Consider the following 22,173-nt stretch of genomic DNA (forward strand, 5'->3'; position numbering starts at 1 on the left):
TTTGGGGTCCCCGGCCGCGGATGCTATCGCAGCCGGGGACCCGGCGACAGCGGCTCAGCTTCGGGCGTTCTCGATCTCGACCATGGGTCGGATGCGGCGCAGCCGTTCCAGCGGATCGTCGGTGGCCAGCAGGTCGTGCTTGGTGGCGGCGTCGAAGGGCAGCAGTTCGGTGAGCCGGGCGGACAGCCAGCTGGCCGAGTCGTAGTCGCTGCCCTGCTTGTCGTAGGGCAGGCCGACTTCCTCGATCAGCGCCGCGGCGATCTGCTTGAGGGCGGTGAACTCGATCGGGCAGGCGGCATCGGCGGATTCGTCGATGAACGTGACCTCGCCCCACCACAGGCCGTCCTCCGCCTGGCGCGAGGCGGTCAGCTCGAAGCGGCGGCGGCCTTCGACCGTGATGCCCAGCTGGCCGTCGTCCAGGCGGTCGAAATCGACGATGTCGACCCGCGTGCCCACGGCGTGCGGCGCGCTGAATGCGCCCTCCGCGGCCGGCTGCGCGGCGCACACGCCGAACCCCGTGCCCGTCTTCATGCACCGGGCGACCATGTCCAGATAACGTGGCTCGAAGATGCGCAGCGACATGATGCCGCCGGGAAAGACCACGGTGGACAGGGGAAACAGGGGATATTCGGAATGATCCATAACGGTGCCGATCGGCTCGGTGACCTCATTGCATCTTGTGTCGTATCGCCAGAGCCGGCCTCGGGGCGAAAAGCGGCCACCTGCGGCGTTCTGCCGCTCGACCCCGGGCCGGCGAACGGCGCGCCGTGCATCCGACCGCTGCTTGCTTCGCCGAGGGCACGAGAACCACGTGAAACAGGATGATGGCGATGCGTGGCCCCGGCGCCGGCGTCTGCCGTCGCCGGGGACTCTTTGGCCATTCTACGTGCTGGGGCGTTGTCGCGTTGCGAACCGTGACAGGGGCGCGGGCAGCGGCTAGGCTCACCGGCCATGGGCGAGGACATCGACAAGCGCGACCCGGCGGTCCGCGAGACCATCGCCGGGCGTTTCAACCGCATGATTCCGCACAACCAGGCGATCGGCCTGCAGGTGGCGGACGTCGCCGGCGAGCGCATTCGCACCACGCTGGCCTACCGGGCGGACTTTCTCGGCGATCCGGAGGCCGGGCTCTGGCACACCGCGATCGGCACCACCGCGGCGGATTCGACCTGCGGGCTGGCCGTGTTCCTGGCCATCTCGGGGCTGGAGTCGGTGGCGACCATCGATCTGCGCATGGACTATCTGCGGCCCGCGGTCGCCGGCCGGGCGCTGGAGATCGAGGCCGAGTGCTATCACGTCACCCAGTGCGTGGCCTTCGCCGAGGCCACGCTGCACCAGGGCGATCGCGAGCGCCCGACCGCCCGCTGCACCGCCGCGTTCATGCGCACCGGCCGCTCGGTGCTGGCATGAGCGCCCGCGGCGAGCGCGTCCGGGCGGCGGTCGCCGCCGCCGACTACGCGCGCCTGATCGCGGCCATTCCCTATGCCGGCTACCTCGGCATCGGCGTGGAGCACGACGGCGAGGCCCGCCGCTATCGCATGCCCTATCGCGATGAACTCATCGGCAACGCCCGCAAGTCGGCGCTGCACGGCGGCACCGTCGCCGGCTTTCTGGAACTGGCGATGCAGCTGGACGTGCTCATCGCCGAGGCCCAGCCGCGGCTGCCCTACGCGATCGATTTCGCGATCGACTACTGGCGCTCGGCCGGCCCGCACGACTGCATCGCCGACTGCCGGCTGATCCGTTCCGGGCGCCGTCTGGCGCAGGTGCAGGCCGAATGCTGGCAGCAGTCGCGGGATACGCCGGTGGCCTTCGCCCGGGCCGATTTCCTGCTGCGGGCGTTCGACGACGACGATACGACGCCCGCACCCGGCGACTGAACGCGGTGCCCGCGCTCGCGATCGCCGCGATCGATTAGAATCGGGGTTTTTGCCGGTTTCGGCGGGGGTACGCCATGCCCAGCGAGGGTCATCATCTGGTCCAGGATCTGCTCGATCAGCTCGATCTGGAAGCGCTCGAACAACGTCTGTTCCGTGGCAGCTCGCGGGATCTCGGCGGCAAGAGCGTGTTTGGCGGCCAAGTCGCCGGCCAGGCCATGGTAGCGGCCACGCGCACCGTCGACCCGGCCTTTCTCGCCCATTCCATGCACGGCTATTTCCTGCGTCCGGGCGACATGGGCGCGGCCATCGTCTACGAGGTGGACAACATCCGCGACGGCCGCAGCTTCGCCACCCGGCGGGTGCAGGCTATCCAGCACGGCCGGCCGATCTTTTCCATGCTCGCCTCCTTTCACGTCGAGGAGTCCGGCTACACCCATCAGATGAGCATGCCTGACGTGGCCGGCCCCGAGGAGCTGGCCAGCCACGACGAACTGCGCCACGCCTGGGTGGACGCGCTCGACCGGGTGCCGGAGTCGCTGCGGGAGGCGGTCGGGCGCGAGGTCGCCATCGACATGCGCCCGGTGCGGCCCTGGAACATGCTGGACCCGGACAAGCGCGAGGCCGAGCAGCACGTCTGGCTGCGCGCCAAGGCGCCCCTGCCCGACGATCAGGCCCTGCACCGTGCGGTGCTGACCTACGCCAGCGACTTCAACCTGCTGGCCACGTCGCTGTTCCCGCACGGCGTCTCCTTCTTCAGCCCGGGTATGCAGATGGCCAGCATCGACCACGCGCTGTGGTTCCATCGCGAATTCGCGGTCGACGACTGGCTGCTCTATTCCATGGACAGCCCCGGCGCCCAGGACGCGCGTGGCCTGGCTCGCGGCCTGATCTTCAACCGCGCCGGTGAGCTCGTGGCCTCGGTCGTGCAGGAAGGGCTGATCCGCCAGCGCGAGCAGCCGCGCTGAGCCCGCGAGCGATGGTCGTCATGTCGCCGTCATCCGGGCCCGCCAGACTCGGGCGCCAGGGTTGCGCCTCGATCGGGGGCCGAGATGGCCACATTCCGCCGCGACCGCCGGCGCATCGACCGGTTCGTGCTGGTCGTCTGTGCCGCGCTGATCGGCCCGGCCGCGGCGCCCGCGGCCATGGGCGGCCCGCCGGACGAGCGCGTCGATGAACGGGCTTCGGATCGCCCCGAGCGCGCCCTCCGGCCGCGTGGCCGCGATCACGCCCGGCGCCAGGCACGAGGCCACGACATGAGCCGGGAGCGGATCGTGATCGCCCACCGCGGCGCCTCGGGCTATCTGCCCGAACACACGCTGCCCGCCTACGCCATGGCCTACGCGCTCGGCGCCGACTATATCGAGCCGGACGTGGTGATGACCGCCGACGCGCAGCTCATCTGCCTGCACGACATCCATCTGGAATCCACCACCGACGTCGAACGGGGCTTCCCGGATCGCGCCCGCGACGACGGCCGCTGGTACGCCGCCGACTTCACCCTCGCCGAGATCCGCCAGCTCAGCGCGACCGAGCGCACCGGCGCCGACGGCGGGCGCGTGTTTCCCGGGCGCTTTTCCGCCGACGCCCGCGGTTTCCAGGTGCCCACCCTCGCGGCTCTCATCGAGATGGTGGCCGCGCTCAATCGCCAGACCGGGCGTGCGGTGGGCATCTATCCCGAGACCAAGGCGCCGGTCTTTCACGACGACGAGCATCTGCCGCTGGAGGCCGCGCTGCTCGAGATGCTGGCCGACCACGGCTACACCGGCCGCGACGCCCGCGTCTATATCCAGAGCTTCGGGTTCGACAACCTGCGCGAGATGCGCAGCGTGTTCGGCTCGGATCTGCCCATGATCCAGCTCATCGGCGACGGCGCGGCCTACGACGCCATGGTCACGCCCGACGGCCTCGACGCGATCGCGACCTACGCCGACGGCATCGGCCCGGACAAGACCCGCATCGCCACCACAGACGGCGCGCTCGTCACGCACGCCCACCAGCGCGGGCTGAAGGTGCATCCCTACACCTTCCGCGCCGATCAGCTGCCGGCCGGCGACACGCGGCTCGAGGACGAGTTGCGCCGTTATTACTTCGAGTACGGCGTCGATGGCCTGTTCACCGACTTCGCCGATATCGCGGTCGAGGTCCTGCGTCCCGACTATCGCCCGCGGCTGTATCCGCGCGACTAGCGTTCATTGGGTTCCGTACGAGCGCCATGTTGAAGACCGCAGATCGTCTCCGGCGATGCGCACACCGCCGACTCTGGGTGCGCCACGCCCCAGGCTTGCAACGCCGCCGGGTGCCCACGGCAATTTAGGGGCGGCCCAGCCGGAAGGGACAAGTGTCCGTGACATTGACCGGGTGCGGCAATCCGGCGTTCTAGCCCGCTTGTGAAGAGTGATCGCACGGCGCGCATTACGCCTCGTCTTGCCTTAAGACAGCGCTTGGCGCGGACACGGACGAACCATCAACAGGCGCGATGCCTCCCGGTGGCGTCTGCCCGGCGCTCGCCCTGCAACGACGCCGGGCACGCCGAAATGTACTGATCCGGCGTCGGTCGTGTGTTCCGCGGAACACCGCGCGGCCTTCGCCATTTGCGTCTTTGGTCCGCGGCCCGTCGGTACCCGCCCACCGCTTCCGGCGGGGAGTGGAGAGGCGCAGCGGGGCGCCGCTTGTTGGGTGCTCGAGTCGGGCTGTACCACGCCGTGGGACGCGATTTCCGCTGGAAGCCCAAGCGCCAGCGCCGTTGTCCGGCCAGCCCGCATTGCCGCTGGCGTCATTCGCGACGCTCCGCGGCGTTCGGCCACCGATCACGCGTCGAAACGGCTTCCGGTACGGACGGTGCGAGTCGGATCAATGGGTACGGGTCGTGCTGAATACGGTCTGGCCCGCGCGGACGGCGACGGCGCCGGCCGCGCGGCACGGGTTTGTTCGGCAGCGAGTCTGTTCCCGCCCGGGCGATCACGGCCCCCATGTTCGAGCCGCCGGTGCGCGGCGGCGGTCGGGCCCGGGTCGAGACGGGGCCGCTGTCAGCCGCGATCGCGCTCGGCGGCCTGGCGGGCGCGGTTGGCCAGGCGCTTGCGCCATTCCGGCGCGAGGGTGGGCTGCTCGGCCAGTGTGAGCAGACGGCGTCGCTGTTCGGTGTCCGGGTGGCGGGTGCCCTGGAGCGCCCAGAGTTCGGCCAGGGTGATGCCGTGGGCGGCGCGCTCGATGCGCGTCAGGCGGTCGCCGGCGCGGATGTGACCCGGTTCGAGCACCCGATAGAGCCAGCCGGCGCGGCCCTCGGCGGCGATCGCGCGCGCCAGTCCGGCGATGCCGATGCGGGCGCCGGGTTTCCAGCAGGGCTGGCGCGGCTGGGCGATCTGTACCGTGGCCTCGCCCAGCGAGAACACGTCGCCCACGCAGACGTCGGCCTCGGTGAACCCGCGGGTGCTGATGTTCTCGCCCAGCGCGCCGGGCACGAAGGCGTCGTTGTAACCGGGGTAGCGCGCCCGCCAGGCGTCGTAGTGCTCGGCCGGGTAGTGGTTGAGGGCCCGCTCCGGGCCGCCGTGGTGGACGCGATCGGCCTGGGCGTCGCCGGCCACGCCGTCGGCGTCGAGCCAGCGCGCGTCGTCGACCGCGCGCTTGTCGATCGCGCTCGGGCCGCCGTCGTTGGCGAGCCGGCCGAGGGCGCCCACGAACAGCGCGTCCACGGTCGTCGCGGCTTCGGTGGCGGGGTCCGGCGTGTCCATGCGTCGATCGTAGCAGGCATGACACGTCGCGGCGCGGGCCGTGGCACACTCGCGGCTGTTTTTGCTGTAAGGGACAACCATGAGCGACGCGTCGGCCACGCGACTGGGGCTGGCGGGCGGTGTGGCCACGCTGCTCGGCATCGGTATGGCCCGTTTCGCCTACACGCCGCTGATCCCCGCGCTGGTCGAGGCCGGCTGGTTCTCGGCCCATGCCGCGGCCTATCTCGGCGCGATCAATCTGCTGGGCTATCTCGTCGGCGCGGCCATCGCCCATCGGGCCACGCTGATGTTCGGCGTGCGCGCGGTGCTGGCCGCGGCGCTGGCGGTGACGGTGGCGAGCCTGTTCGCCTGCGCCCTCGACTGGGGCGTGTACTGGTACGGCTTCTGGCGGCTGGCCTGCGGCGTCAGCGGGGCCGTGCTCGTGGTGGTGGGCGCGCCGGCGGCCCTGTCGCGGGTGGCCCCTGGCGAACGCGCCCGTACCGGTGCGTTGGTGTTCACGGGCATCGGCCTGGGGGTGGCCGCCAGCGGCACGCTCGTGCCTTGGCTGGCGGACTTCGGTGTGGCCGCGGCCTGGCTGGCGCTGGCCGTGGTTTCCGCGGTGCTGGCGCTGTGGAGCTGGGCCGTCGCCTGGCGCGATCTGGCGGCGCTGCCGGAGCCCGCGGCCGACGAGCGCGCCGCAGCGGCCCTGCCGTTGACCGCGATCCTGCTGGTGATCGCGGCCTACGGGCTGGATGCGGTCGGCTTCGTGCCGCACACGCTGTTCTGGGTGGACTACATCGCCCGCGAGCTCGGCCAGGGCCTGGCCGCCGGCAGTGGCTACTGGGTCGTGCTCGGCCTGGGGGCGATGTGTGGCCCGGTGGCTGCGGGCTGGCTGGCCGCGCGCCTGGGTTTCCGGCCGGCGCTCACCCTGGCGCTGGCGATCAAGGCGCTTGCGGTCGCGCTGCCGCTGGTCTCGACGAGCATGGCCGCGCTCGGGCTGTCGTCGTTTCTGGTCGGGCTGCTGATTCCCGGCACGGTGACGCTGACCTCGGGCTCGATCGCTGCGCTCACGCCGGCGGCGCGCCAGCAGCAGTTCTGGGGCTGGGCGACGCTGGGCTTTGCGCTGGCCCAGGCGGTCGGGGCCTACGGCATGTCCTGGGGCTATGAACGCCTCGGCAGCTATCTGCCGCTGTTCGGCCTGGCCTGCGTCGCGCTCGTGCTCGCCACGCTGAGCGCGGCCGCGGCGGCGATCCGGTCCACGCCGTGAGCGCGGCGGCCGGACCGGCCGAGCAGCGCCGGCTGGCGCTCGCCGGGGCGGTCGCGCTGTTGCTGGGCATCGGTCTCGGCCGCTATGCGTTCACGCCGCTGATCCCGTCGCTGGTCGCCGCCGGCTGGTTCAGCGCCGAACAGACGGCCGAACTCGGCGCGATCAATCTGCTGGGCTATCTGTTCGGGGCGGCCAGCGCGGACCGCCTGTCCCGCGCCCTCGGCCCGCGGCGGGTGATCGGCGGCGCGCTGGCGCTGCTGACGTTGAGTCTGTTCGCCTGCGCGCTTCCCGCCGGCATGCTCTGGTACGGCCTCTGGCGGCTCGTGGCCGGCTGGGCCGCGGCCACGCTGACGATCGTGGTCACGCCCGCGGTGATGGTGCGGATGCCGGTCGCCCGCCGGCCCGCGGCCTCGGCGGTGGTGTTCACGGGCATGGGCGTGGGTACGATCACGGCCAGTCTGCTGGTGCCGCTGCTGGCGGACGCGGGCATCGGCGCGACCTGGATCGCGGTCGGGCTGGTGGCGGCCGTACTGGGCGCCTGGAGCTGGTACCGCGTCTGGCGCCATCTGCCGCGCGGGCGGGCCGCGCCGGCGGCCGTCGAAGAAGACGCCGCGGGCCCCGTACCCTGGCTGGCGATCGGCCTGATCGTGACCGCCTACGGCCTGAATTCCGCGGGTTATGTGCCGCATTCGTTGTACTGGGTGGACTATATCGCCCGGGAGCTCGGCCGCGGGCTGGCGGTCGGCAACGGCTACTGGCTGCTGCTCGGTGTGGGCGGGGTGATCGGCCCCGGGCTGGCGGGTCTGGCCGCGGGGCGGCTGGGCTTTCGCCGCGCGCTGGTGATCGCCTTCGCGGCCATGACCGCGGCCACCGCGCTGCCGCTGGTCTCCTCGGCCGCGCCGGCGCTGGGGGTGTCCTCGCTCGTGGTCGGGGCGATGGTGCCGGCCATCATCACCCTGACTGCCGGGGTCGTGGTCGAGCTCTCGCCCGCGGTGCGCCGCCAGCAGATCTGGGGCTGGGCCACGCTGTCGTTCGCGCTGACCCAGACGATCGGTGGCTTCGGCATGTCGCGGCTGTACGCCGCCACCGGGAGTTATCTCGACACCATCGCCGCCGGCGCGCTGCTGCTCGTCATCGGCACTGTCTGCGTGATCGCGGCGCTGGCGCTGCAGCGCGGCGACTGAGGCGCGCTGGGTCGGTTGGCGTTTCGTACGAGCGCCGCGTTGGCGTCCGCACATCGTGTCCGGCAAGGCGTGAGCCGCCGGCTCCGGGCGTGCCCCGATCCAGGCTCGCAACGTCGCCGGGCGTCCGTGGTCACGTTCATGGTCGGCCGAACCCTTCGGGACAAACGTCCGTAAAACCAACGATACGACGGCAATCCAGCGTTGCAGCCCGCTGGTGCAGAGTGACTGCACGGCGCGCACAACGCCTCATCTTGCCGCCCATGGTCAATTGTTCAGGAAGCGCTTGGCGCGGACGCGTACGAAACGCCAACAGACCCTAGCGCTTCGGCCGCCGGATGCGCGGTCGGAAGCCGGCCGGCTTGTCCCTGATCCAGGCCACGAAGTCGGCGATCTCCGGATGCGAAAGCAGGGCCTCGCGGGTGTTGTAGACCTCGGCGAGCTCTTTTTCCCCGAGCACGGCGTGGATGTGGCTGTGGCAGGGCCGGCAGATGTGCAGGATGCGCCCCAGCCGATCGGCCCGCTCGAAACGCCGGCGGATGCGCTTGAGCCGGTGCGTGCGGCGCGGAATCAGATGATGACGCGTGGTGCGCACGCCGCGTCGGCCGCACAGGGCGCAGCCGTCCGTCATCAGCCGCCGTCGGCCGCCACGCCCTCGCGGCCGCTGGCGGCGCGGTGCCCGGCGTCGTCGGGCTCGAGTTCGTCCAGCGCGGCGGCGAGATGGGACAGCAGGTGCTGCATGCTCGGCAGTGAGCGGCGGCAGGCGATCAGGCCGAACTCCAGCGCCTCGCGATAGCTGGTGATGGTGATGTTGAGCGCCTGACCGTCGAGCACGATGGAGACCGGATACATGCCGGTCATCTCGGCGTCGCCGCAGTAAAGTGTTTCGTGCGGGCCCGGGACGTTGGAGATGACCACGTTGAACGACTGCCGGCGCGGTGCGATGCCGGTGAGCAGGTTCAGCCCGGCCGGTGCGGACAGCGCGGCGACGAACGCCATGATCTGTTCCGGCGACATGCCGCGGTAGCGGCGCTTCCAGTGATCCACCGAGGCCCGGATCGCGGCCAGCCGCGCGACCGGATCGGCGACGTCCGTGGCTAGGCTGGCGAAGATCATGGCCACGTGGTTGCCGGCCTCGTCCGCGCCGTCGTGCAGGGCCACCGGCACCATCGCCACCAGCGGCGCCGCCGGCAGGGCGTCGTTGTCCTGCAGGTAGCGGCGCAGCGCGCTGGCGCACATCGCCATGACGATGTCGTTGACCGTGGCCCGGTGGTGGCGCGCCAGCCGCTTGATGCGCGCGAGGTCGTAGGACTGGGCCGCGAAGCGCCGCGAGCCGGACACGCGCCGGTTGAGGATGGTCGCCGGCGCCTGATTGATGCGGGTGAAGGCCGGATCGTCGCGGGCGTCGTGCCAGGCGCGCACGACCTCGCGCGCGGCGCCGGGCAGCGCCAGCGTCTGACGCGTGGTCGCGCGCAGCGTCTTCCAGGTGTCGGCCAGCGGCGTGCGACCGGTGGCGCTGGCGGGCCGGGGGAGCTGCCAGGGCACGCGCAGCGCATCCGGGTCTGGGCGGTCGGTCAGTGAGCGCCGCATTACGCGCATGGCGCTCACGCCGTCCATGAGGGCGTGGTGGAACTTGCTATAGATGGCGAAGCGGTTGCCGCTGATGCCCTCGATCACATAGACCTCCCACATCGGCCGCGAGCGGTCCAGCAGCGCGCCGTGCAGCATCGACACCAGCGCCAGGAGCTCGCGAATCTCGCCCGGTGCCGGCAGCGCCAGGTGACGCACGTGGTACTCCAGATCGAAGGCCTCGTCGTCCACCCAGAACGGCTGGCCGAAGCGGTACTTCAGGCGCCGGTCGAACGGCGGTTGGACGTCGCAGTGCGCGCGCATCGCCGCCACGCGGTCGCGCACGTAGTGCGGGCCGGCGTCGGCCGGCCGCTCGAACAGCTGCAGCCCGCCGACGTGCATGGGCTGGTTGCGGCGCTCCAGCCGCAGAAAGATCTGGTCGATCGGATTGAGCAGCCGCATGCGGGCTCCCGTGGCGCCCCGGTCAGGACAGGTCGATGGCGTGGGCCTTGAGATCGGCCAGGTCGAGTATGTCCAGCGCGGCGGCGTCGGTGGCGGTGAGCGCGACCCGGGGTGCCACACCCTCGGCCAGCGCCTCGCCCCAGCGGGCGGCGCACAGACACCAGCGATCGCCCGCCGCGAGGCCGGGGAAGTCGAACTCCGGCCGCGGCGTGGAGAGATCGTTGCCACGTCCGGCGGTGTAGTCGAGAAACTCCCGGGTCATCACCGCACAGACGACGTGGCGGCCGGCGTCGGCCGGCCCGGTGCGACAGAAGCCGTCGCGGAAGAAGCCGGTGACCGGCGCATCGCAGCAGCCGGCCAGCGGTTCGCCGAGGACGTTGCGGGCGGGGTTTTCGGTCTGGGTCATTGGCGTTCACGCATTTCGTTGCGGCGCATGGGCATCTGGTCGATCCGCTCGAACAAGGCGCTGACATCGAGGCTCTCGGTCTGGCGCGCCTTCACCAGGCCGTCCTTGCCGATCAGCACGGCCTCGAAACCCATGGCCTCGTGCAGGTCCAGCACGGGCTGGCGTTCCATGCGAATGTCGAGATTGGAATGGGTGCGTTCGGGTGTGACCACGAACCAGGCGACATCGCGAATGCGCATGCCCGCCTCGGCGGCCAGGTTGTCGCGTATCTCCTGGCCGCGGGAATCGGTCGGGGTGAACACCACGATCGCGCGGTAATCCCAGCGCAGGTCGTCGAGCGTGGCCGCGGCGGCGGGGGTGCCGGCGCCGAGTACGGCGAACAGAGCAAGGAACAGGGCATTACGCATCGTCGGGCTCGCGTGCGATCACGGGCGGGCGCTGCGCCGAGCGGGTGCCGGGCACCGGGGCGTTGTCCGCGCCGTAGTAGGTGGTCACCACCGAGAGCTTGAGTTCGTCGGTGGCGTTGGCGCCGGCCGCGTGCAGGGTGCCGGCATCGAACAGCAGCACGTCGCCGGGATCGAGGGTGGCCTCCACCGCGCTCGCGATGAGTTCGCGGTTGCGGGGCACGTCCTCGCGCAGGAACTGGTCCGCGTCCATGGCGTCGGCGTCGAAGCGCATCCGATGGGTGCCCGGCAGCAGGCGCATGCCGCCGTTGTCCGGGCGCTCGTCGCCGAGCGCCAGCCAGGCGTTGACCAGCCGCGGCGTCTCGAAGGCCCAGTAGCGCAGATCCCGGTGCCAGGCGGTCGCGGTGGAAAAACGCGGGTGCTTGGTCATCACGCAGTTGTGGTGGTTGCGTGACAGCCAGACGCGCTCGGAATCCAGCAGCTGGGCGACGATCGCCGTCAGCCGGGCATCGGTGGTCCAGTCCGCGAGCAGCGGATCGCGATCGTGGGCCTGCAGCAGGCGCCGCGGGGTGTCGCCGCCCTCGGCCTCGCGGCTGGCCGGTGCCCCCGGATAGGCCACGTCGGCCTCGTACTCGATGGGCACGACACGGCGATCGGCGTGCGCGAGCGCCAGCGAGCGCAGGGCTGCGATGCGTTCGACGCTGGCCAACTGGCGCATGACCAGGAAGCCGTCCTCGGCGAAGACCTGGCGCTGGGCGGGCGTCAGCTGGGGTTGGGGCAGACTGTCGGCGGGCACGCTCATGGTCTCGATTGTAGACTTGGCATCCGGGTCCCGCTACGCATGTCGAGGGTCTGTGGTTGCGCGGCGGCCGCCGGCGCAGCCGTCCGTTGCGTTCGGGCATCTCGACGCCGATGCGTTTCGTATAGTCCCCAGCATTCGATCCAAGCGGTGAGCGACATGAAACGACGCACGCTCCTCGGCGCCTTTCTCGGTGTGGTGGCGGCCTATCCGCTGTCGCGGCTGGCCCTGGCCGACAGCGAATCCGGGGCGTCCGATCAAGGTGCGAATCCGGAGGTGGGCACGGTGAAGAAAAGCGAGGCCGAATGGCGTGAACAACTCTCGCCGGAGGCCTATGACGTGCTCCGCAACGAGGGCACGGAGGCGCCCGGTTCCAGCGAACTCAACGAGGTCACGGCCGAGGGCCGGTTCGTCTGCGCCGGCTGCGGCCTGGCGCTGTTCGACAGCGAGTGGAAATTCGATTCCGGCACGGGCTGGCCGAGCTTTTACCGCTACATCGACGGCCATCTCGGCTTCAAGACCGACTACAAGCTGCTGATGCCGCGCAAGGAATACCACTGCGCCCGTTGCGGTGGCCACCAGGGCCACGTCTTCAACGACGGTCCGCAGCCGACCGGCAAGCGCTACTGCAACAACGGCGTCGCGCTGCGCTTCGAGCCGGCCGAGGACACGGCCGGCTGAGTCGCGGCCCGGCCGTCGGCCCGGGGTGCCGGTGGCGGATGCGTTGTGCTATTCGCCGCCGCCGGTAATGGATTCGTGCAGCAGATCCTGGTGGACGTTCTCGGTATCCGGCGGCACGCGGTGCCAGGTCTGGGTCTTGCCGATCAGACTGATGCCGATGTAGCCGCGGGCGTCGAGCGTGTCCGGCCCGGTCTGGGTCGCCTTGGCCTTGTAGGTCTTGCCGTTGTTCGGGTCGTAGATCTCGCCGTTCTCGAATTCGCCGTCGCCGACGTACTCCAGGCCTTCGAGGATGGTGATGCCGAGCAGGCGCCGGTCGCGCTTGGACTCGTCCGGATTGTTCTTGTCGTAGCGCGCCTCGCCGGACTTGGAGCCGACGATCATGCCCTTCCACTCGCCGTTGTCCTCATAGAGCTGGACATAGCCGCCGCTGGCGGTCTCCCAGACGCCGGCGACATCCGACGCCTGCTGCTGGGCGAAGGCCGGTGCGGTCAGAAGCAGCGACAGGGCGGCTATCGACAGTCTTGTTTTCATGACGAAACTCCTCGCGAAAGCGTCAACTTAGCATGCGAAGCGGCGGCCTAACCGCGCCTTAACGGCCCTGAACAGCCCCTGGGGGCGGGATCGCCGACGTCCGCCCCGCCGCGGCGCCGTCAACGCCCGGGCCGATCAGCGTCCCGCCGCCGGCACGTACCGGCTGTCTCGCCATCCCGGCGGCGTCGCCGCACGGCCGGGCTGCCACCCCCGGCACGTCGGCCATGGGCAGGGCGGATTGCCCATCGGAGGCGCATCGGCCGGGTGTCGGTCGCACGAAACCGCGACAGGGCCTAGACTGTGCCGCGTCAACTCCAGCGCGTGGCTCTGTGCCCGCGCCCCGCAGGAACAGCATGGCCGGCGAAGCGCTGATCGCGGTATTCATCGATTTCGAGAATCTGGCCCTGGGCGTCAAGGACGTGCCCGGCGGCGATTTCGACATGGGCCTCATCCACAAGCGCGTGCTCGAGAAGGGCCGGCTGGTGTTCAAGCGCGCCTACTGCGACTGGAGCCAGTACCGCGGTCAGATGAAGTCGTTTCATGCCATGGGCATCGAGATGATCGACATCCCGCAGACGCGCATCTCGGGCAAGAACAGCGCCGACATCCGCATGGTCGTGGACGCGCTGGACCTGTGCTACGCCAAGGACCATATCGACACCTTCGTGCTGGTCTCCGGCGACTCGGATTTCTCGCCGCTGGTCTCCAAGCTCAAGGAGAACAACAAGCGCGTGATCGGCTGCGGGGTGAAGTCGTCGACCTCGGACTTGCTGGTGGCCAACTGCGACGAGTTCATCTACTACGACGATCTGGTGCAGAAGTCCGGCCGGGCGCGCAAGCGCAAGGCCGAGGCCGGCCAGAAGCAGGACAAGGGCGCCGAGGCGCGCGAGAAACTCCTCGAGATCGTGTCCTCGCTGGAGTCGGACTACGACCCGGTCTGGGGCTCGCTGGTCAAGCAGACCATCAAGCGGGTCTACCCGAGCTTCAACGAGAGCTACTACGGCTTCAAGAGCTTCACCGATCTGCTCCGGGCCGCCGAAGAGCACGAGCAGATCACGCTCGAGTACGACGAGTCGCGCGGCAACTACAAGGTCGCCGTGGTCTGAATCGATACGCGCCGGGCACGAAAAAGCCCGGCGCGGTCGCCCGGCCGGGCTGTCGCTGACGCGCAGCGGGGACGGGCGGTATTACATGGAGCCGCTGTCGTCCTCCTGATCGGCGTCGGAGGCGTCGTCCATGTCCGAGCCCGAATCACCGCCGTTGCCGCTGGCATTCGAGTCGCCGCCCGAGCTCGAGCCCGAATCCGAATCGTCGCTCGTCGACGAGTCGGAGCCCGAGCCCGAATCCGACCCGGAGTCGCTCATCGACGAGTCGGAGTCCGAGTCACCGTTCATCGACGCCCCCGAATCCGAGCCGCTGCCGGACTGGTTCTCGCTGTCGTCAGCCGAGCTCGAGCCGCTGTCGTCCGAACCGCTGTCGGCTTCCGGATCGGCGATGCCGATCACGCCGCAGGCCTGACGGCTGCCGGCCGCGCCGATCGGCGGCTGGTCCGGATCGTTGGCCTTCTCGTGGATGATGATGCCGCGGCCGATGATGGCCTTGGCGCCGGTCAGCGAGGCGCCCTCGATCATGCCGTCGTGCTCGGCGGTGCCGTCGTCACCCACGTCGAGGTTGCCCAGATCGCCGGTGATCCGGTCGATGTCTTCGGGCGGGTTCTTGGAGCTGCCCTCGAGGTTGAAGTGCGTGCCCGCGGAGGTGCCGTCCGCCGCCGAGCAGTCGCCGTAGAGATGAATGTGGTAGCCGTGCTCGCCGGGTTCCAGACCCTCGGCCTCGGTGGTGTAGGCCAGGCCGCCGTCCTCGGGCGTGAAGCGGATGGTGGCCGAGACGTCGTCGTTGCCCTCGGTGCCGTGGAGCACGGCGACCGCGGCCCGCGGCATGTCCTCCTCGGCGGTGCCGTTGTCCTGGCTCATGGCGCTGTCGGCCGTGCCGGCGTCGTCTTCGGACATGGCGTCGTCGGTCGAGCCGCCGTTGTCCTGACTGCTGCCCTCGGCCGCGTTGTCGGACTGCGTGGCCTCGGTCGAGCCGGTGTCGCCGGCGGCCGCGTCTTCATCGTCGTTCTGGCCGCAGGCGGTCAGGCTCATGGCCAGCAGCATCGCGGCGGAAATCGTCAGTACGGGTTTCATAGGTGTTGTCCTTCGGTGTTCGGGTGCGGGGTCGAAAAAACGCGTCGGAGACTAGCCCCGACGCGCGGCAAGGCGGGCGACGACGGCCTCGGCGTCGCCGCTGCCCGTGAAGATGTGGTCGTAGTGGGCCTGGAGCCAACGGCCGAAGGCGGCGTGGTCAGACTCGCCCAGCAGGCCGGCCAGCGCGTCGACGTGCTCGCCGCCGCCGCGGGCGGCTTCACGCGCGAGCTGCGGGCGCTGGGTGTCGACGAAGGCCACGGTCTGGCGATGACGCGGCGTGTCGGGCTCGGTCACCGAGGCGTCGGTGGACTGGCGGCTGGAGGCCGACAGGCCGTGGACGGCACTTTCGGTGATATCCGCCGCGGTGTTGGTGGTGCTGGTGACCGCCGAGCAGCCCGACAGGGCCAGAGCCCCGGCAAGGCCGACAAGCGGAATCAGGGAACGTGTGCGCACGATGGAGTCGTGGTTGTTTGGATGACTGCATCCTACGCTAGCGCCGCGGGCGGCGGAGTACAAACGTATTCCGCGCTTGGGTTTTGGCGTGCGCGGCGCTAGTCTCGACGCGGGGACGGCTTCCGGCGGCCGCCGGATCCGCGCGCACGACCGCGGACCGACGATCGCCGGCACAGGTTGGGGGACGACCATGAGTGCTGCAGTGAGGCCCGAGCGGATCGGGCGTGCGTTTCAAGGCGCCGGCCGCCGGGGGCGATCGTGAGCGCGGCGGTGCTGCGTACGCCCGAGGAGCGCTTCGCGCGCCTGCCAGGGTATGCGTACGCGCCGCACTACGTCGAGGTCGACGGCCTGCGGATGCACTATGTGGACGTCGGCCCGCGCCGGGCCGCACCGGTGGTGCTGCTGCACGGCGAGCCGACCTGGTCGTATCTCTATCGACACATGATCGAGCCGCTGGTGGCCGCCGGGCATCGCGTGCTCGCGCCGGATTTCCTCGGCTGCGGCCGTTCCGACAAGCCGGCCGCGATCGCGGACTACAGCTATCAGCGCCACGTCGACTGGGCCTGGTCCTGGTTCGAGCAGCTCGCGCTGACCGACGTGCGCCTGTTCTGTCAGGACTGGGGTTCGCTCATCGGCCTGCGCCTGGTCGCCGAGCATCCGGCGGCGTTCGCACGCGTGTTCGTGGGCAACGGCTTTCTGCCCACAGGCGACGCGCGCCTGCCGCTCCTGTTCCGGCTGTGGCGCGCGTTCGCCCGCTACAGCCCGGTGTTTCCGGTGGGCGCTCTCGTCCAGGCCGGCAGCCGCCGCTGGCTGAGCGCCGACGAACGCGCCGCCTACGCGGCGCCGTTTCCGGATGCCCGCTACATGGCCGGCATCCGCGCCTTTCCGCGGCTGGTACCGGTCACATCGGACGACCCGGCGAGCGCGCCCAACCGCGCCGCCTGGGAGGCGCTGGCCGGCTTCGACAAGCCCGTGCATACCTGCTTCGCCGACGGCGACCCGATCACCCGCGGGGCCGAGCGCGCGCTGCGCCGGCGGATACCCGGTGCGGCCGAGGCGGCGCACACCACGATCCGCGGCGCGCGGCATTTCCTGCAGGAGGATCAGGGCGCGACGATCGCCCGCTTCATGATCGAGCAGATGCGCGGCGACGCCCGCCGGCCGCCGCCGGCCGGCGATCAGCGCAGTTCGCGATAGAGCGCACGGTACTGCGCGGCCGCCCGGCTGCGCGGTGAGAAGCGGCGTACCGGCGCCCGGTGCACGCCCATCTGTTCCACGTGCGTGCTGTAGTCGATGAACGTCTCGGGTGCCTTCTTCAGCGTGTCCGGCGGCGCCTCGATCATCTCCCGGTGCATGCGCCGGCGGCGGTCGGCCATCGAGAAGAACGGCAGCACCCGCGTCTTGCCGACCTTCTTGTCCTCCACGTGCTCCAGCACCTCGTCCAGGGCGCGCAGCGACAGCGGTGTGGGCACCACCGGCACCAGCACGCGATCGGCGGCGCGCAGCACCGCGGTGGCCAGCGAGCCGATCCCCGGCGGGCAGTCGAGGATCATCAGCGAATAGCTTTCCGAGAACGGCTCGATCAGCTCCTCGATGACCTTGCGCGGCTGCTTGGCGGCGTGGATCTGCGCGTCCCAGTGGCGGTAGCCGCGGTCGCCCGGCAGCACGTCCAGCCGCTCCTGATCGGTGTGCTGCACATAGCGGCCCAGCGGCGCCTTGCCGGAGACGATGCGCTTGGCCGACATCTCCGGCGGGTCGTCCACGCCCAGATACCAGCTCGCTGCGCCCTGTGGGTCCAGATCCCACAACAGCACGTGCCGGCCGTCGAGCGCGGCCTCGCTGGCCAGGTTGACCGCGGCCGCGGTCTTGCCCACGCCGCCCTTCAGACTGTAGATCGCCCAGGTTTTCATGCGCTCGATGATACGGCCGGTTTATGACAGAAATATAGCAACCGCGTGACGCATGTGCGTTGACCGCGGCCGGGCATCGGTTAGGCTCGCGCGATGCGCATCATGCTACTGGCCGATACCCACGGCGTCCTCGACCCGCGCGTGGCGGATCTCGCCCGCGGCGCGGACGTGCTCGTGCACGCCGGCGACGTGGGCGCCGGCATCGCCGACGAACTGGCCGGCCTGTGCGACGACGTGCTCATCGTCACCGGCAACAACGATCCGGACGACGCGCCCTGGCCGGAATCCGCGCGGCGGGCGCTGCCCGGCGGCGAGCTGGTCGTCATCCACGGCCACCAGTGGCCGGCCCGCAGCCGCCACGACCGGCTGCGACGCGCCTTCCCCGAGGCCCGCGCGATCGTCTGCGGCCACAGCCACCGCCGCGTGCTCGACACCGACACCGCGCCGTGGCTCCTCAATCCCGGTGCGGCCGGACGCAGCCGCGCCTACGGCGGACCCGGCGGCATCGAACTGTTCGTCGACGGCGACGACTGGCAGCCGGTGCCGCGGGTCTTCGAGCCGCAGCCGCGGCGGCGCTAGCGGCGCAGGGTAAATTGTAAGATTGCTGATCAAAGGTCGGCCGCCTGAACCCTTATCAAGTAAAAACGCAATCTGGAGTGATTAAGTCAACCTACAGACCGATTTGATAGCGGCCTGGCATGTAGGCGCAAATCACCAGTTATCGTCGCCCGTGCACTGGTACTTAGCGGTTACGAGTGTGCGAGAACAACCCATATCAGTCGGTGCCTGGCATCGGCTGAGTGTACCGCCGAATTGCTCGGCGTTACGATAGCCCCAAGCTTGGCAGCGGTCTGCCGCAGTTCGCGCAGCTTCGTCCCATTCTGGCTGAGGTTGTTCGAACATGCCGTGCGTGTATGACATCTCCACCACGCCATCAGAGCGGCTTCCGCCTGTCGCCTGAAGTGTTTTGGTTGAAGCGCAACCTGCTGAAATCGCGCAGACTGCGATTAGAACGCAAAGCGTATAAAGCCTCATTTGATCCCCCAATTCTTTAGCTAGACGAATCTTGCGTGATGTCTGTGGCATCACGTCTCAACCCGTATCGGCTGATGCCCGCTGTGCTAAAGCCTCGAGAGAGTATCTGTATTAATTACTGGATCGCAGCATTATGAATTGGGGCTCTCGCCGCCCACCGTTCTTTCGCCGAACTGTTAACAAAAGCGAGTGTCATCGTGGCCGTCTGGCTTGTGCAGCTTTGAGAGTCCGGCAAAGGATATGGAGCCCGTGCCGATGTGCGGCAGACGGACGAGTCGGACGGCTTGCAAACCATGCCGATTGAGACCGGCGCCGGTTACGGTTCGGTATCGCTGCCATTGTTCGGGCGGTCTTCGGCGTGTCGCTCCGACAGGAAGGTGCTGACATTGCCCAGCCCGTCGACGTGGTCGCAGATGGTCTTGATCGCCACCAGCAGCGGCAGGGCGACGACCATGCCCACGATCGACCACAGCCAGGCCCAGAACGACACGGCCAGAAAGACCACCACGGTGTTCAGTCGCAGGCTCCGGCCCACGAAGTACGGCGTGACGAGCTGGCCCTCGATCGAATTGATCAGCACATAGGTGCCGCCGGCGATCATGGCCCAGCCGTACCAGTCGAACGTGAGCAGCGCGATGGCCGCCGTGGCCAGGGCGCCCACGAGCGCGCCCACATAGGGGACGAAATTCAGGAGAAAGGCGCCGACGCCGATCAACACCGGGTTCGGCAGGCCCAGCATGAACATCGTCAGGCCGATGACGACGCCCAGGCTGAAGTTGATCACCGTGATCGTCAGCAGATAGCGCGACAGCTTGCGCTCCGCGCTGTGGACGAGCTTCACTGCCCGTCGCTTGTCGTGAAAGGTCGGCAGCACGTGCACGATCTTTTCGTAGAACATGTCGCCCGAGGCGAGCAGAAAGAACAGCAGCACGAACGTGAACACGAACTGCGCGAACACGCTGGGGGCGACCATCGCGACGTTCTCGGCCACGTCGTTGCCGCGCTCGATCTCGACCTTTTCGGGGGCGCCGATCTCCTCCTCGCCTTCCGTCATCTCCTGAAGCGCCTTGTTGGCCTCCAGCAGCTCGCTGAACGAACGCGAGATGTCGTTGACCTTTGTTTCGATGTTGCGCTGGATCGACGGCGCGTTATCCACCCACTGCGTGATCGGCATGGCCAGGGCCACGGCCAGCATCATGAACAGGCCCAGCAACAGAGACACGATCCCCAGCGAGGCGAACGCGCTGTGCAGGCCCATGCGTTCGAGCGCACGGCGCACCGGCGCAAAGACCATCGACAGCAGAAAGCCGAGCACCACCGGCACCAGCAGCGACTTGGCCGCGCTGAGCGCGAAAACCGAGGCGTAGAAGAACAGCCCGATCCCCGCCCAGCGGGGAATCCCCTTGAAAAAACGGTTCGCTCCGGTGTCCGGCTCTGGCGGCATCTTGATTCGGCTCGTTCACGGCGTGGGCGCATCCCGGCTCGGACGCGCTCTGGAATGGCGGCGCGCGGTTGGCAATGCACGCGCGAAAGGCAAATCTGTCGAGCGGTGCTATGGCGTCGCGCCGCGCTCGACTTGCGGCCCAGTGTATACACACCGATCCGCTGCGGTTCGTCGCAATCGACATGCCGCGGGCCGGGCACCGGGGCCAACATGCAGGGGACGCGACAGCCCGCTCGTGTCCTCGCCTCGCAAGAAGGCTGTAGCCGGCGGGCCGACGCATGGCGCGAGTCGACGGCGCGGCCTGGCGGCGTCGGCGAGGCGGCGCGTAGCCCCGTGACGGCCGGCGCGGAAAGCGACAACCGTTGAACGCCATTCCGGCCCGGGCCTTGGTGCGGTACGTTCATCGGCTGCGTGGATGCCCCGCCCGACTTCTGCGAACCGGCGTGCCGCGGAGCCGTGGAGCCGCGGACATCGTATCGCGCTCCCGCCACGCCATCGGGCGCATCGGCTTGCGCCGGATTGTGGGCGGCTATCCGGCTGGTTTTAGGCGCGATACTCTGTTGTCACGGTCCGGTCACAATCATTGGCCGCGACCGATCGATCGAGAACGCGCCGTTGCCGAGTACCGATGCTCGAACATCCATGTCGAGCGTCGATCCGGCGGCGCTGCAGCGAGTCGGGCAAGGGGAGAGGGGGCATGCACAGAAACGATCGACGGCGCGACATCGACGACGTCCAGACCGTGCGCCTGAGCGGGCGGATCACCTCCGGGCGCGGGCAGGTGAAAAAACACATCTCGCGGAACACCACCGTGGTCCGGGACGCGCTCGGCGAAGACGTGGTCGAAGGCTCGCTCAACATTCTGCTCAGCCGTCCGGTCATGTTCGCGGACGAGACCGCCATACGCCTGCATTTTGCCGAAGGCCGGCCGCGGCTGGAATGGCAGGGCAAGATGGGCGACGTCGACGTCTGGGTGCATCGCTGGCCGGCGGCGCCGCTGCATATCGTGGAGCTGCTGTCCACGGTGCATCTGAGAAACCGGTTCGGCCTGTCCAACGGCGACCGCGTGCACGTCGAAGTGCGCCGGTGCGACCTCGCCCCGCTGCCGCCGCTGGGGCTGCTGACCTGGGTGCTCTTCTGGCTCGGCCGCAAGCGCTGGGAGTACGACAACGACGCCTACTGCGCACGCATCCAGACGCGCTGGAGCGAACGCTTCGGCGCCACCCAGCTCGGCACCGACCAGCGCTTCGGGGACCTGCTCCGCGCGGCGGCGAACGTGTTGCGCCGGAAGCTCTTCGGCGTGCGGCTCTAGACCGGCGGCTCGGGTATCGAGCCGTGCTAATCGCTCGAGCCGGGTTCTTGCGCGCACGGGCAGACGGCATTTCATAGGACGCGGCAGTTGCGAAGCCGGTTGATTGGGTGAGTCCATCAGGCAGGCACGATGCTCGATTGAAGTGAATCCACCCGAGTAAATGCAAAATGCAAGACCTGACCCTCAAGTCTCCTTTGGGCGTCACCTGCAGCGATTTGTTAGCTGCTAGAGACCCGAACCAACACAAAAAACTGCTCTTCCGTTTTATGGCCATCGCTTATTGTTACAGATATCTCGTGACCGAGAATAAGCCACTGTCCAGGGACGAGTGAAACTTCTGCGGAGAGGGTTTTAGTACCATGATCGACGCCAATGTGCATCGTATACTCTAGCAACAGAGAATCTGAATCATCAGCTTCCACTAGGACATACCGCATCTTGAAACTATCCCGGCCGACGATTGCGGCGCGCTGATCTGAGACTACCGCCTTTATGTGATCGGAGTTATTGACGAATTCCGTGGATAAAGCGTTCGTTCCACTAACGGTATGTCCAAATACGCGATTCGCTACACCATACCGAACTTCCAACGTTGCCGGGTAAAGGGAACCAGCAAACACTGGTGCTGACAGCAACAGTGCTGAAAGTTGCAAGACTCTACATAGCATTGTAGCGACGGAACGATTGAGAGTTTTCATGGTAGCTAACGCCTAAGCTCAGGTGCCGCCGGAGCGGCCGTAGGCCGCGGAGGGAACCCAAAGCGCGCCAGCGCTTTGGGCGGTCAACTGCAGCGACCTGTTATGCATTTTCCGCCGACCAAACTGCGACGCCTATAGATTTGAACTTACTAACTGATAAGGCGCCACGCTCGTTCCGTGCCTTTGAGCCTGGCGCAATTAATGCGGCTGTGATTGCGTCTCTCCCAGCTTCGTAAATTACTCGCGGCTCG

At 68.8% G+C, this 22,173-nt stretch carries 25 protein-coding genes; 11 read left to right on the plus strand and 14 right to left on the minus strand.

Going from position 1 to position 22,173, the window contains the following annotated elements; all coding sequences use genetic code 11:
- Positions 1 to 54: 54 nt before the first annotated feature.
- On the minus strand, positions 55 to 642 hold the full coding sequence (locus SAOR_RS16605) for an LON peptidase substrate-binding domain-containing protein (RefSeq protein WP_123632393.1): 588 nt from the start codon (positions 640 to 642) through the stop codon (positions 55 to 57).
- Between the two features lie 309 nt (positions 643 to 951).
- Between SAOR_RS16605 and SAOR_RS16610 the strand changes: the two genes are divergently transcribed.
- The 4 genes from SAOR_RS16610 to glpQ all read left to right on the plus strand — a co-directional run bounded on the left by SAOR_RS16610 (position 952) and on the right by glpQ (position 4,066).
- Positions 952 to 1,410 (plus strand): PaaI family thioesterase, encoded by a 459-nt coding sequence (locus SAOR_RS16610; protein WP_123632394.1) that lies wholly within the window; start codon positions 952 to 954, stop codon positions 1,408 to 1,410.
- Positions 1,407 to 1,880, plus strand: coding sequence for a PaaI family thioesterase (locus tag SAOR_RS16615; protein WP_123632395.1), 474 nt, complete (start codon positions 1,407 to 1,409; stop codon positions 1,878 to 1,880). The genes SAOR_RS16610 and SAOR_RS16615 overlap by 4 nt, the downstream gene beginning before the upstream one ends.
- A gap of 74 nt (positions 1,881 to 1,954) precedes the next feature.
- Complete coding sequence (gene tesB / locus SAOR_RS16620; protein WP_123632396.1) at positions 1,955 to 2,845, plus strand: acyl-CoA thioesterase II; 891 nt, start codon at positions 1,955 to 1,957, stop codon at positions 2,843 to 2,845.
- Positions 2,846 to 2,929: 84 nt separating this feature from the next.
- Positions 2,930 to 4,066, plus strand: a complete 1,137-nt coding sequence (gene glpQ / locus SAOR_RS16625; protein ID WP_245965522.1) for a glycerophosphodiester phosphodiesterase — start codon at positions 2,930 to 2,932, stop codon at positions 4,064 to 4,066.
- Positions 4,067 to 4,906: 840 nt separating this feature from the next.
- Here the strand turns inward: glpQ and SAOR_RS16630 are convergent.
- The gene (locus SAOR_RS16630) at positions 4,907 to 5,608 is read right to left on the minus strand and encodes an MOSC domain-containing protein (RefSeq protein ID WP_123632397.1); all 702 of its coding nucleotides are present in this window, start codon (positions 5,606 to 5,608) and stop codon (positions 4,907 to 4,909) included.
- A gap of 79 nt (positions 5,609 to 5,687) precedes the next feature.
- On the opposite strand from SAOR_RS16630, the gene SAOR_RS16635 reads away from it, so the two are divergent.
- A complete protein-coding gene (locus SAOR_RS16635; RefSeq protein ID WP_123632398.1) occupies positions 5,688 to 6,854 on the plus strand; it encodes a YbfB/YjiJ family MFS transporter in 1,167 nt (388 codons plus the stop codon).
- Positions 6,851 to 8,038: a YbfB/YjiJ family MFS transporter gene (locus SAOR_RS16640; protein WP_123632399.1), complete on the plus strand. Its 1,188-nt coding sequence runs from the start codon at positions 6,851 to 6,853 to the stop codon at positions 8,036 to 8,038. The genes SAOR_RS16635 and SAOR_RS16640 overlap by 4 nt, the downstream gene beginning before the upstream one ends.
- Positions 8,039 to 8,354: 316 nt before the next feature.
- Here the strand turns inward: SAOR_RS16640 and SAOR_RS16645 are convergent, their stop codons facing one another.
- The 5 genes from SAOR_RS16645 to SAOR_RS16665 are packed head-to-tail and all read right to left on the minus strand — an operon-like array spanning position 8,355 to position 11,678.
- Positions 8,355 to 8,666 (minus strand): hypothetical protein, encoded by a 312-nt coding sequence (locus SAOR_RS16645; RefSeq protein WP_123632400.1) that lies wholly within the window; start codon positions 8,664 to 8,666, stop codon positions 8,355 to 8,357.
- Positions 8,666 to 10,066, minus strand: coding sequence for a WS/DGAT/MGAT family O-acyltransferase (locus SAOR_RS16650; RefSeq protein WP_123632401.1), 1,401 nt, complete (start codon positions 10,064 to 10,066; stop codon positions 8,666 to 8,668). The genes SAOR_RS16645 and SAOR_RS16650 overlap by 1 nt, the downstream gene beginning before the upstream one ends.
- Positions 10,067 to 10,088: 22 nt before the next feature.
- Positions 10,089 to 10,472, minus strand: coding sequence for a DUF2237 family protein (locus SAOR_RS16655; RefSeq protein WP_123632402.1), 384 nt, complete (start codon positions 10,470 to 10,472; stop codon positions 10,089 to 10,091).
- Positions 10,469 to 10,879 (minus strand): DUF4174 domain-containing protein, encoded by a 411-nt coding sequence (locus tag SAOR_RS16660; protein WP_123632403.1) that lies wholly within the window; start codon positions 10,877 to 10,879, stop codon positions 10,469 to 10,471. The genes SAOR_RS16655 and SAOR_RS16660 overlap by 4 nt, the downstream gene beginning before the upstream one ends.
- Positions 10,872 to 11,678: a phytanoyl-CoA dioxygenase family protein gene (locus tag SAOR_RS16665; RefSeq protein WP_123632404.1), complete on the minus strand. Its 807-nt coding sequence runs from the start codon at positions 11,676 to 11,678 to the stop codon at positions 10,872 to 10,874. The genes SAOR_RS16660 and SAOR_RS16665 overlap by 8 nt, the downstream gene beginning before the upstream one ends.
- A gap of 156 nt (positions 11,679 to 11,834) precedes the next feature.
- On the opposite strand from SAOR_RS16665, the gene msrB reads away from it, so the two are divergent.
- Positions 11,835 to 12,356, plus strand: coding sequence for a peptide-methionine (R)-S-oxide reductase MsrB (gene msrB / locus SAOR_RS16670; RefSeq protein WP_123632405.1), 522 nt, complete (start codon positions 11,835 to 11,837; stop codon positions 12,354 to 12,356).
- A 48-nt stretch (positions 12,357 to 12,404) separates the two neighbouring features.
- On the opposite strand, the gene SAOR_RS16675 is transcribed toward msrB, so the two are convergent.
- The gene (locus SAOR_RS16675) at positions 12,405 to 12,887 is read right to left on the minus strand and encodes a DUF2147 domain-containing protein (protein WP_123632406.1); all 483 of its coding nucleotides are present in this window, start codon (positions 12,885 to 12,887) and stop codon (positions 12,405 to 12,407) included.
- 353 nt (positions 12,888 to 13,240) lie between these two features.
- On the opposite strand from SAOR_RS16675, the gene SAOR_RS16680 reads away from it, so the two are divergent.
- The gene (locus SAOR_RS16680) at positions 13,241 to 13,993 is read left to right on the plus strand and encodes an NYN domain-containing protein (RefSeq protein WP_123591531.1); all 753 of its coding nucleotides are present in this window, start codon (positions 13,241 to 13,243) and stop codon (positions 13,991 to 13,993) included.
- 81 nt (positions 13,994 to 14,074) lie between these two features.
- Here the strand turns inward: SAOR_RS16680 and SAOR_RS16685 are convergent, their stop codons facing one another.
- Both SAOR_RS16685 and SAOR_RS16690 read right to left on the minus strand, forming a co-directional pair.
- Positions 14,075 to 15,070 (minus strand): superoxide dismutase family protein, encoded by a 996-nt coding sequence (locus SAOR_RS16685; protein ID WP_123632407.1) that lies wholly within the window; start codon positions 15,068 to 15,070, stop codon positions 14,075 to 14,077.
- A gap of 51 nt (positions 15,071 to 15,121) precedes the next feature.
- Positions 15,122 to 15,523 (minus strand): DUF3015 family protein, encoded by a 402-nt coding sequence (locus SAOR_RS16690; RefSeq protein ID WP_245965523.1) that lies wholly within the window; start codon positions 15,521 to 15,523, stop codon positions 15,122 to 15,124.
- Between the two features lie 258 nt (positions 15,524 to 15,781).
- Between SAOR_RS16690 and SAOR_RS16695 the strand changes: the two genes are divergently transcribed.
- Positions 15,782 to 16,720: a haloalkane dehalogenase gene (locus SAOR_RS16695; protein ID WP_123632409.1), complete on the plus strand. Its 939-nt coding sequence runs from the start codon at positions 15,782 to 15,784 to the stop codon at positions 16,718 to 16,720.
- On the opposite strand, the gene SAOR_RS16700 is transcribed toward SAOR_RS16695, so the two are convergent.
- Positions 16,702 to 17,433 carry a ParA family protein gene (locus SAOR_RS16700; protein ID WP_123632410.1) on the minus strand — a complete coding sequence of 244 codons (732 nt, stop codon included), beginning with the start codon at positions 17,431 to 17,433 and terminating at the stop codon, positions 16,702 to 16,704. The genes SAOR_RS16695 and SAOR_RS16700 overlap by 19 nt on opposite strands.
- 93 nt (positions 17,434 to 17,526) lie before the next feature.
- Between SAOR_RS16700 and SAOR_RS16705 the strand changes: the two genes are divergently transcribed.
- The gene (locus tag SAOR_RS16705) at positions 17,527 to 18,012 is read left to right on the plus strand and encodes a metallophosphoesterase family protein (RefSeq protein WP_123591526.1); all 486 of its coding nucleotides are present in this window, start codon (positions 17,527 to 17,529) and stop codon (positions 18,010 to 18,012) included.
- 132 nt (positions 18,013 to 18,144) lie between these two features.
- Here SAOR_RS16705 and yecR read toward each other — a convergent pair whose 3' ends face one another.
- Together yecR and SAOR_RS16715 are read right to left on the minus strand one after the other, a co-directional pair.
- The gene (gene yecR, locus SAOR_RS17370) at positions 18,145 to 18,519 is read right to left on the minus strand and encodes a YecR family lipoprotein (protein WP_221177934.1); all 375 of its coding nucleotides are present in this window, start codon (positions 18,517 to 18,519) and stop codon (positions 18,145 to 18,147) included.
- Between the two features lie 265 nt (positions 18,520 to 18,784).
- Positions 18,785 to 19,912: an AI-2E family transporter gene (locus SAOR_RS16715; protein WP_123632411.1), complete on the minus strand. Its 1,128-nt coding sequence runs from the start codon at positions 19,910 to 19,912 to the stop codon at positions 18,785 to 18,787.
- A 697-nt stretch (positions 19,913 to 20,609) separates the two neighbouring features.
- Here SAOR_RS16715 and SAOR_RS16720 point away from each other — a divergent pair.
- The gene (locus SAOR_RS16720) at positions 20,610 to 21,224 is read left to right on the plus strand and encodes a hypothetical protein (RefSeq protein WP_123632412.1); all 615 of its coding nucleotides are present in this window, start codon (positions 20,610 to 20,612) and stop codon (positions 21,222 to 21,224) included.
- Positions 21,225 to 21,442: 218 nt separating this feature from the next.
- Here the strand turns inward: SAOR_RS16720 and SAOR_RS16725 are convergent, their stop codons facing one another.
- Positions 21,443 to 21,922 (minus strand): hypothetical protein, encoded by a 480-nt coding sequence (locus SAOR_RS16725; protein WP_123632413.1) that lies wholly within the window; start codon positions 21,920 to 21,922, stop codon positions 21,443 to 21,445.
- Between the last annotated feature and the right edge of the window lie 251 nt (positions 21,923 to 22,173).

This window comes from Salinisphaera orenii subsp. orenii MK-B5 (genome assembly GCF_003788635.1).
Classification (GTDB): Bacteria; Pseudomonadota; Gammaproteobacteria; order Nevskiales; family Salinisphaeraceae; genus Salinisphaera; species Salinisphaera orenii.

What these genes read in the sequence shown, in the direction of transcription:
- SAOR_RS16605 (WP_123632393.1), bottom strand. Translation starts at nt 642, where the DNA reads ATGGATCATTCCGAATATCCCCTGTTTCCCCTGTCCACCGTGGTCTTT.
- SAOR_RS16610 (WP_123632394.1), top strand. Translation starts at nt 952, where the DNA reads ATGGGCGAGGACATCGACAAGCGCGACCCGGCGGTCCGCGAGACCATC.
- SAOR_RS16615 (WP_123632395.1), top strand. Translation starts at nt 1,407, where the DNA reads ATGAGCGCCCGCGGCGAGCGCGTCCGGGCGGCGGTCGCCGCCGCCGAC.
- tesB (WP_123632396.1), top strand. Translation starts at nt 1,955, where the DNA reads ATGCCCAGCGAGGGTCATCATCTGGTCCAGGATCTGCTCGATCAGCTC.
- glpQ (WP_245965522.1), top strand. Translation starts at nt 2,930, where the DNA reads ATGGCCACATTCCGCCGCGACCGCCGGCGCATCGACCGGTTCGTGCTG.
- SAOR_RS16630 (WP_123632397.1), bottom strand. Translation starts at nt 5,608, where the DNA reads ATGGACACGCCGGACCCCGCCACCGAAGCCGCGACGACCGTGGACGCG.
- SAOR_RS16635 (WP_123632398.1), top strand. Translation starts at nt 5,688, where the DNA reads ATGAGCGACGCGTCGGCCACGCGACTGGGGCTGGCGGGCGGTGTGGCC.
- SAOR_RS16645 (WP_123632400.1), bottom strand. Translation starts at nt 8,666, where the DNA reads ATGACGGACGGCTGCGCCCTGTGCGGCCGACGCGGCGTGCGCACCACG.
- SAOR_RS16650 (WP_123632401.1), bottom strand. Translation starts at nt 10,066, where the DNA reads ATGCGGCTGCTCAATCCGATCGACCAGATCTTTCTGCGGCTGGAGCGC.
- SAOR_RS16655 (WP_123632402.1), bottom strand. Translation starts at nt 10,472, where the DNA reads ATGACCCAGACCGAAAACCCCGCCCGCAACGTCCTCGGCGAACCGCTG.
- SAOR_RS16660 (WP_123632403.1), bottom strand. Translation starts at nt 10,879, where the DNA reads ATGCGTAATGCCCTGTTCCTTGCTCTGTTCGCCGTACTCGGCGCCGGC.
- SAOR_RS16665 (WP_123632404.1), bottom strand. Translation starts at nt 11,678, where the DNA reads ATGAGCGTGCCCGCCGACAGTCTGCCCCAACCCCAGCTGACGCCCGCC.
- msrB (WP_123632405.1), top strand. Translation starts at nt 11,835, where the DNA reads ATGAAACGACGCACGCTCCTCGGCGCCTTTCTCGGTGTGGTGGCGGCC.
- SAOR_RS16675 (WP_123632406.1), bottom strand. Translation starts at nt 12,887, where the DNA reads ATGAAAACAAGACTGTCGATAGCCGCCCTGTCGCTGCTTCTGACCGCA.
- SAOR_RS16680 (WP_123591531.1), top strand. Translation starts at nt 13,241, where the DNA reads ATGGCCGGCGAAGCGCTGATCGCGGTATTCATCGATTTCGAGAATCTG.
- SAOR_RS16685 (WP_123632407.1), bottom strand. Translation starts at nt 15,070, where the DNA reads ATGAAACCCGTACTGACGATTTCCGCCGCGATGCTGCTGGCCATGAGC.
- SAOR_RS16700 (WP_123632410.1), bottom strand. Translation starts at nt 17,433, where the DNA reads ATGAAAACCTGGGCGATCTACAGTCTGAAGGGCGGCGTGGGCAAGACC.
- SAOR_RS16705 (WP_123591526.1), top strand. Translation starts at nt 17,527, where the DNA reads ATGCGCATCATGCTACTGGCCGATACCCACGGCGTCCTCGACCCGCGC.
- yecR (WP_221177934.1), bottom strand. Translation starts at nt 18,519, where the DNA reads ATGCCACAGACATCACGCAAGATTCGTCTAGCTAAAGAATTGGGGGAT.
- SAOR_RS16715 (WP_123632411.1), bottom strand. Translation starts at nt 19,912, where the DNA reads ATGCCGCCAGAGCCGGACACCGGAGCGAACCGTTTTTTCAAGGGGATT.
- SAOR_RS16720 (WP_123632412.1), top strand. Translation starts at nt 20,610, where the DNA reads ATGCACAGAAACGATCGACGGCGCGACATCGACGACGTCCAGACCGTG.
- SAOR_RS16725 (WP_123632413.1), bottom strand. Translation starts at nt 21,922, where the DNA reads ATGAAAACTCTCAATCGTTCCGTCGCTACAATGCTATGTAGAGTCTTG.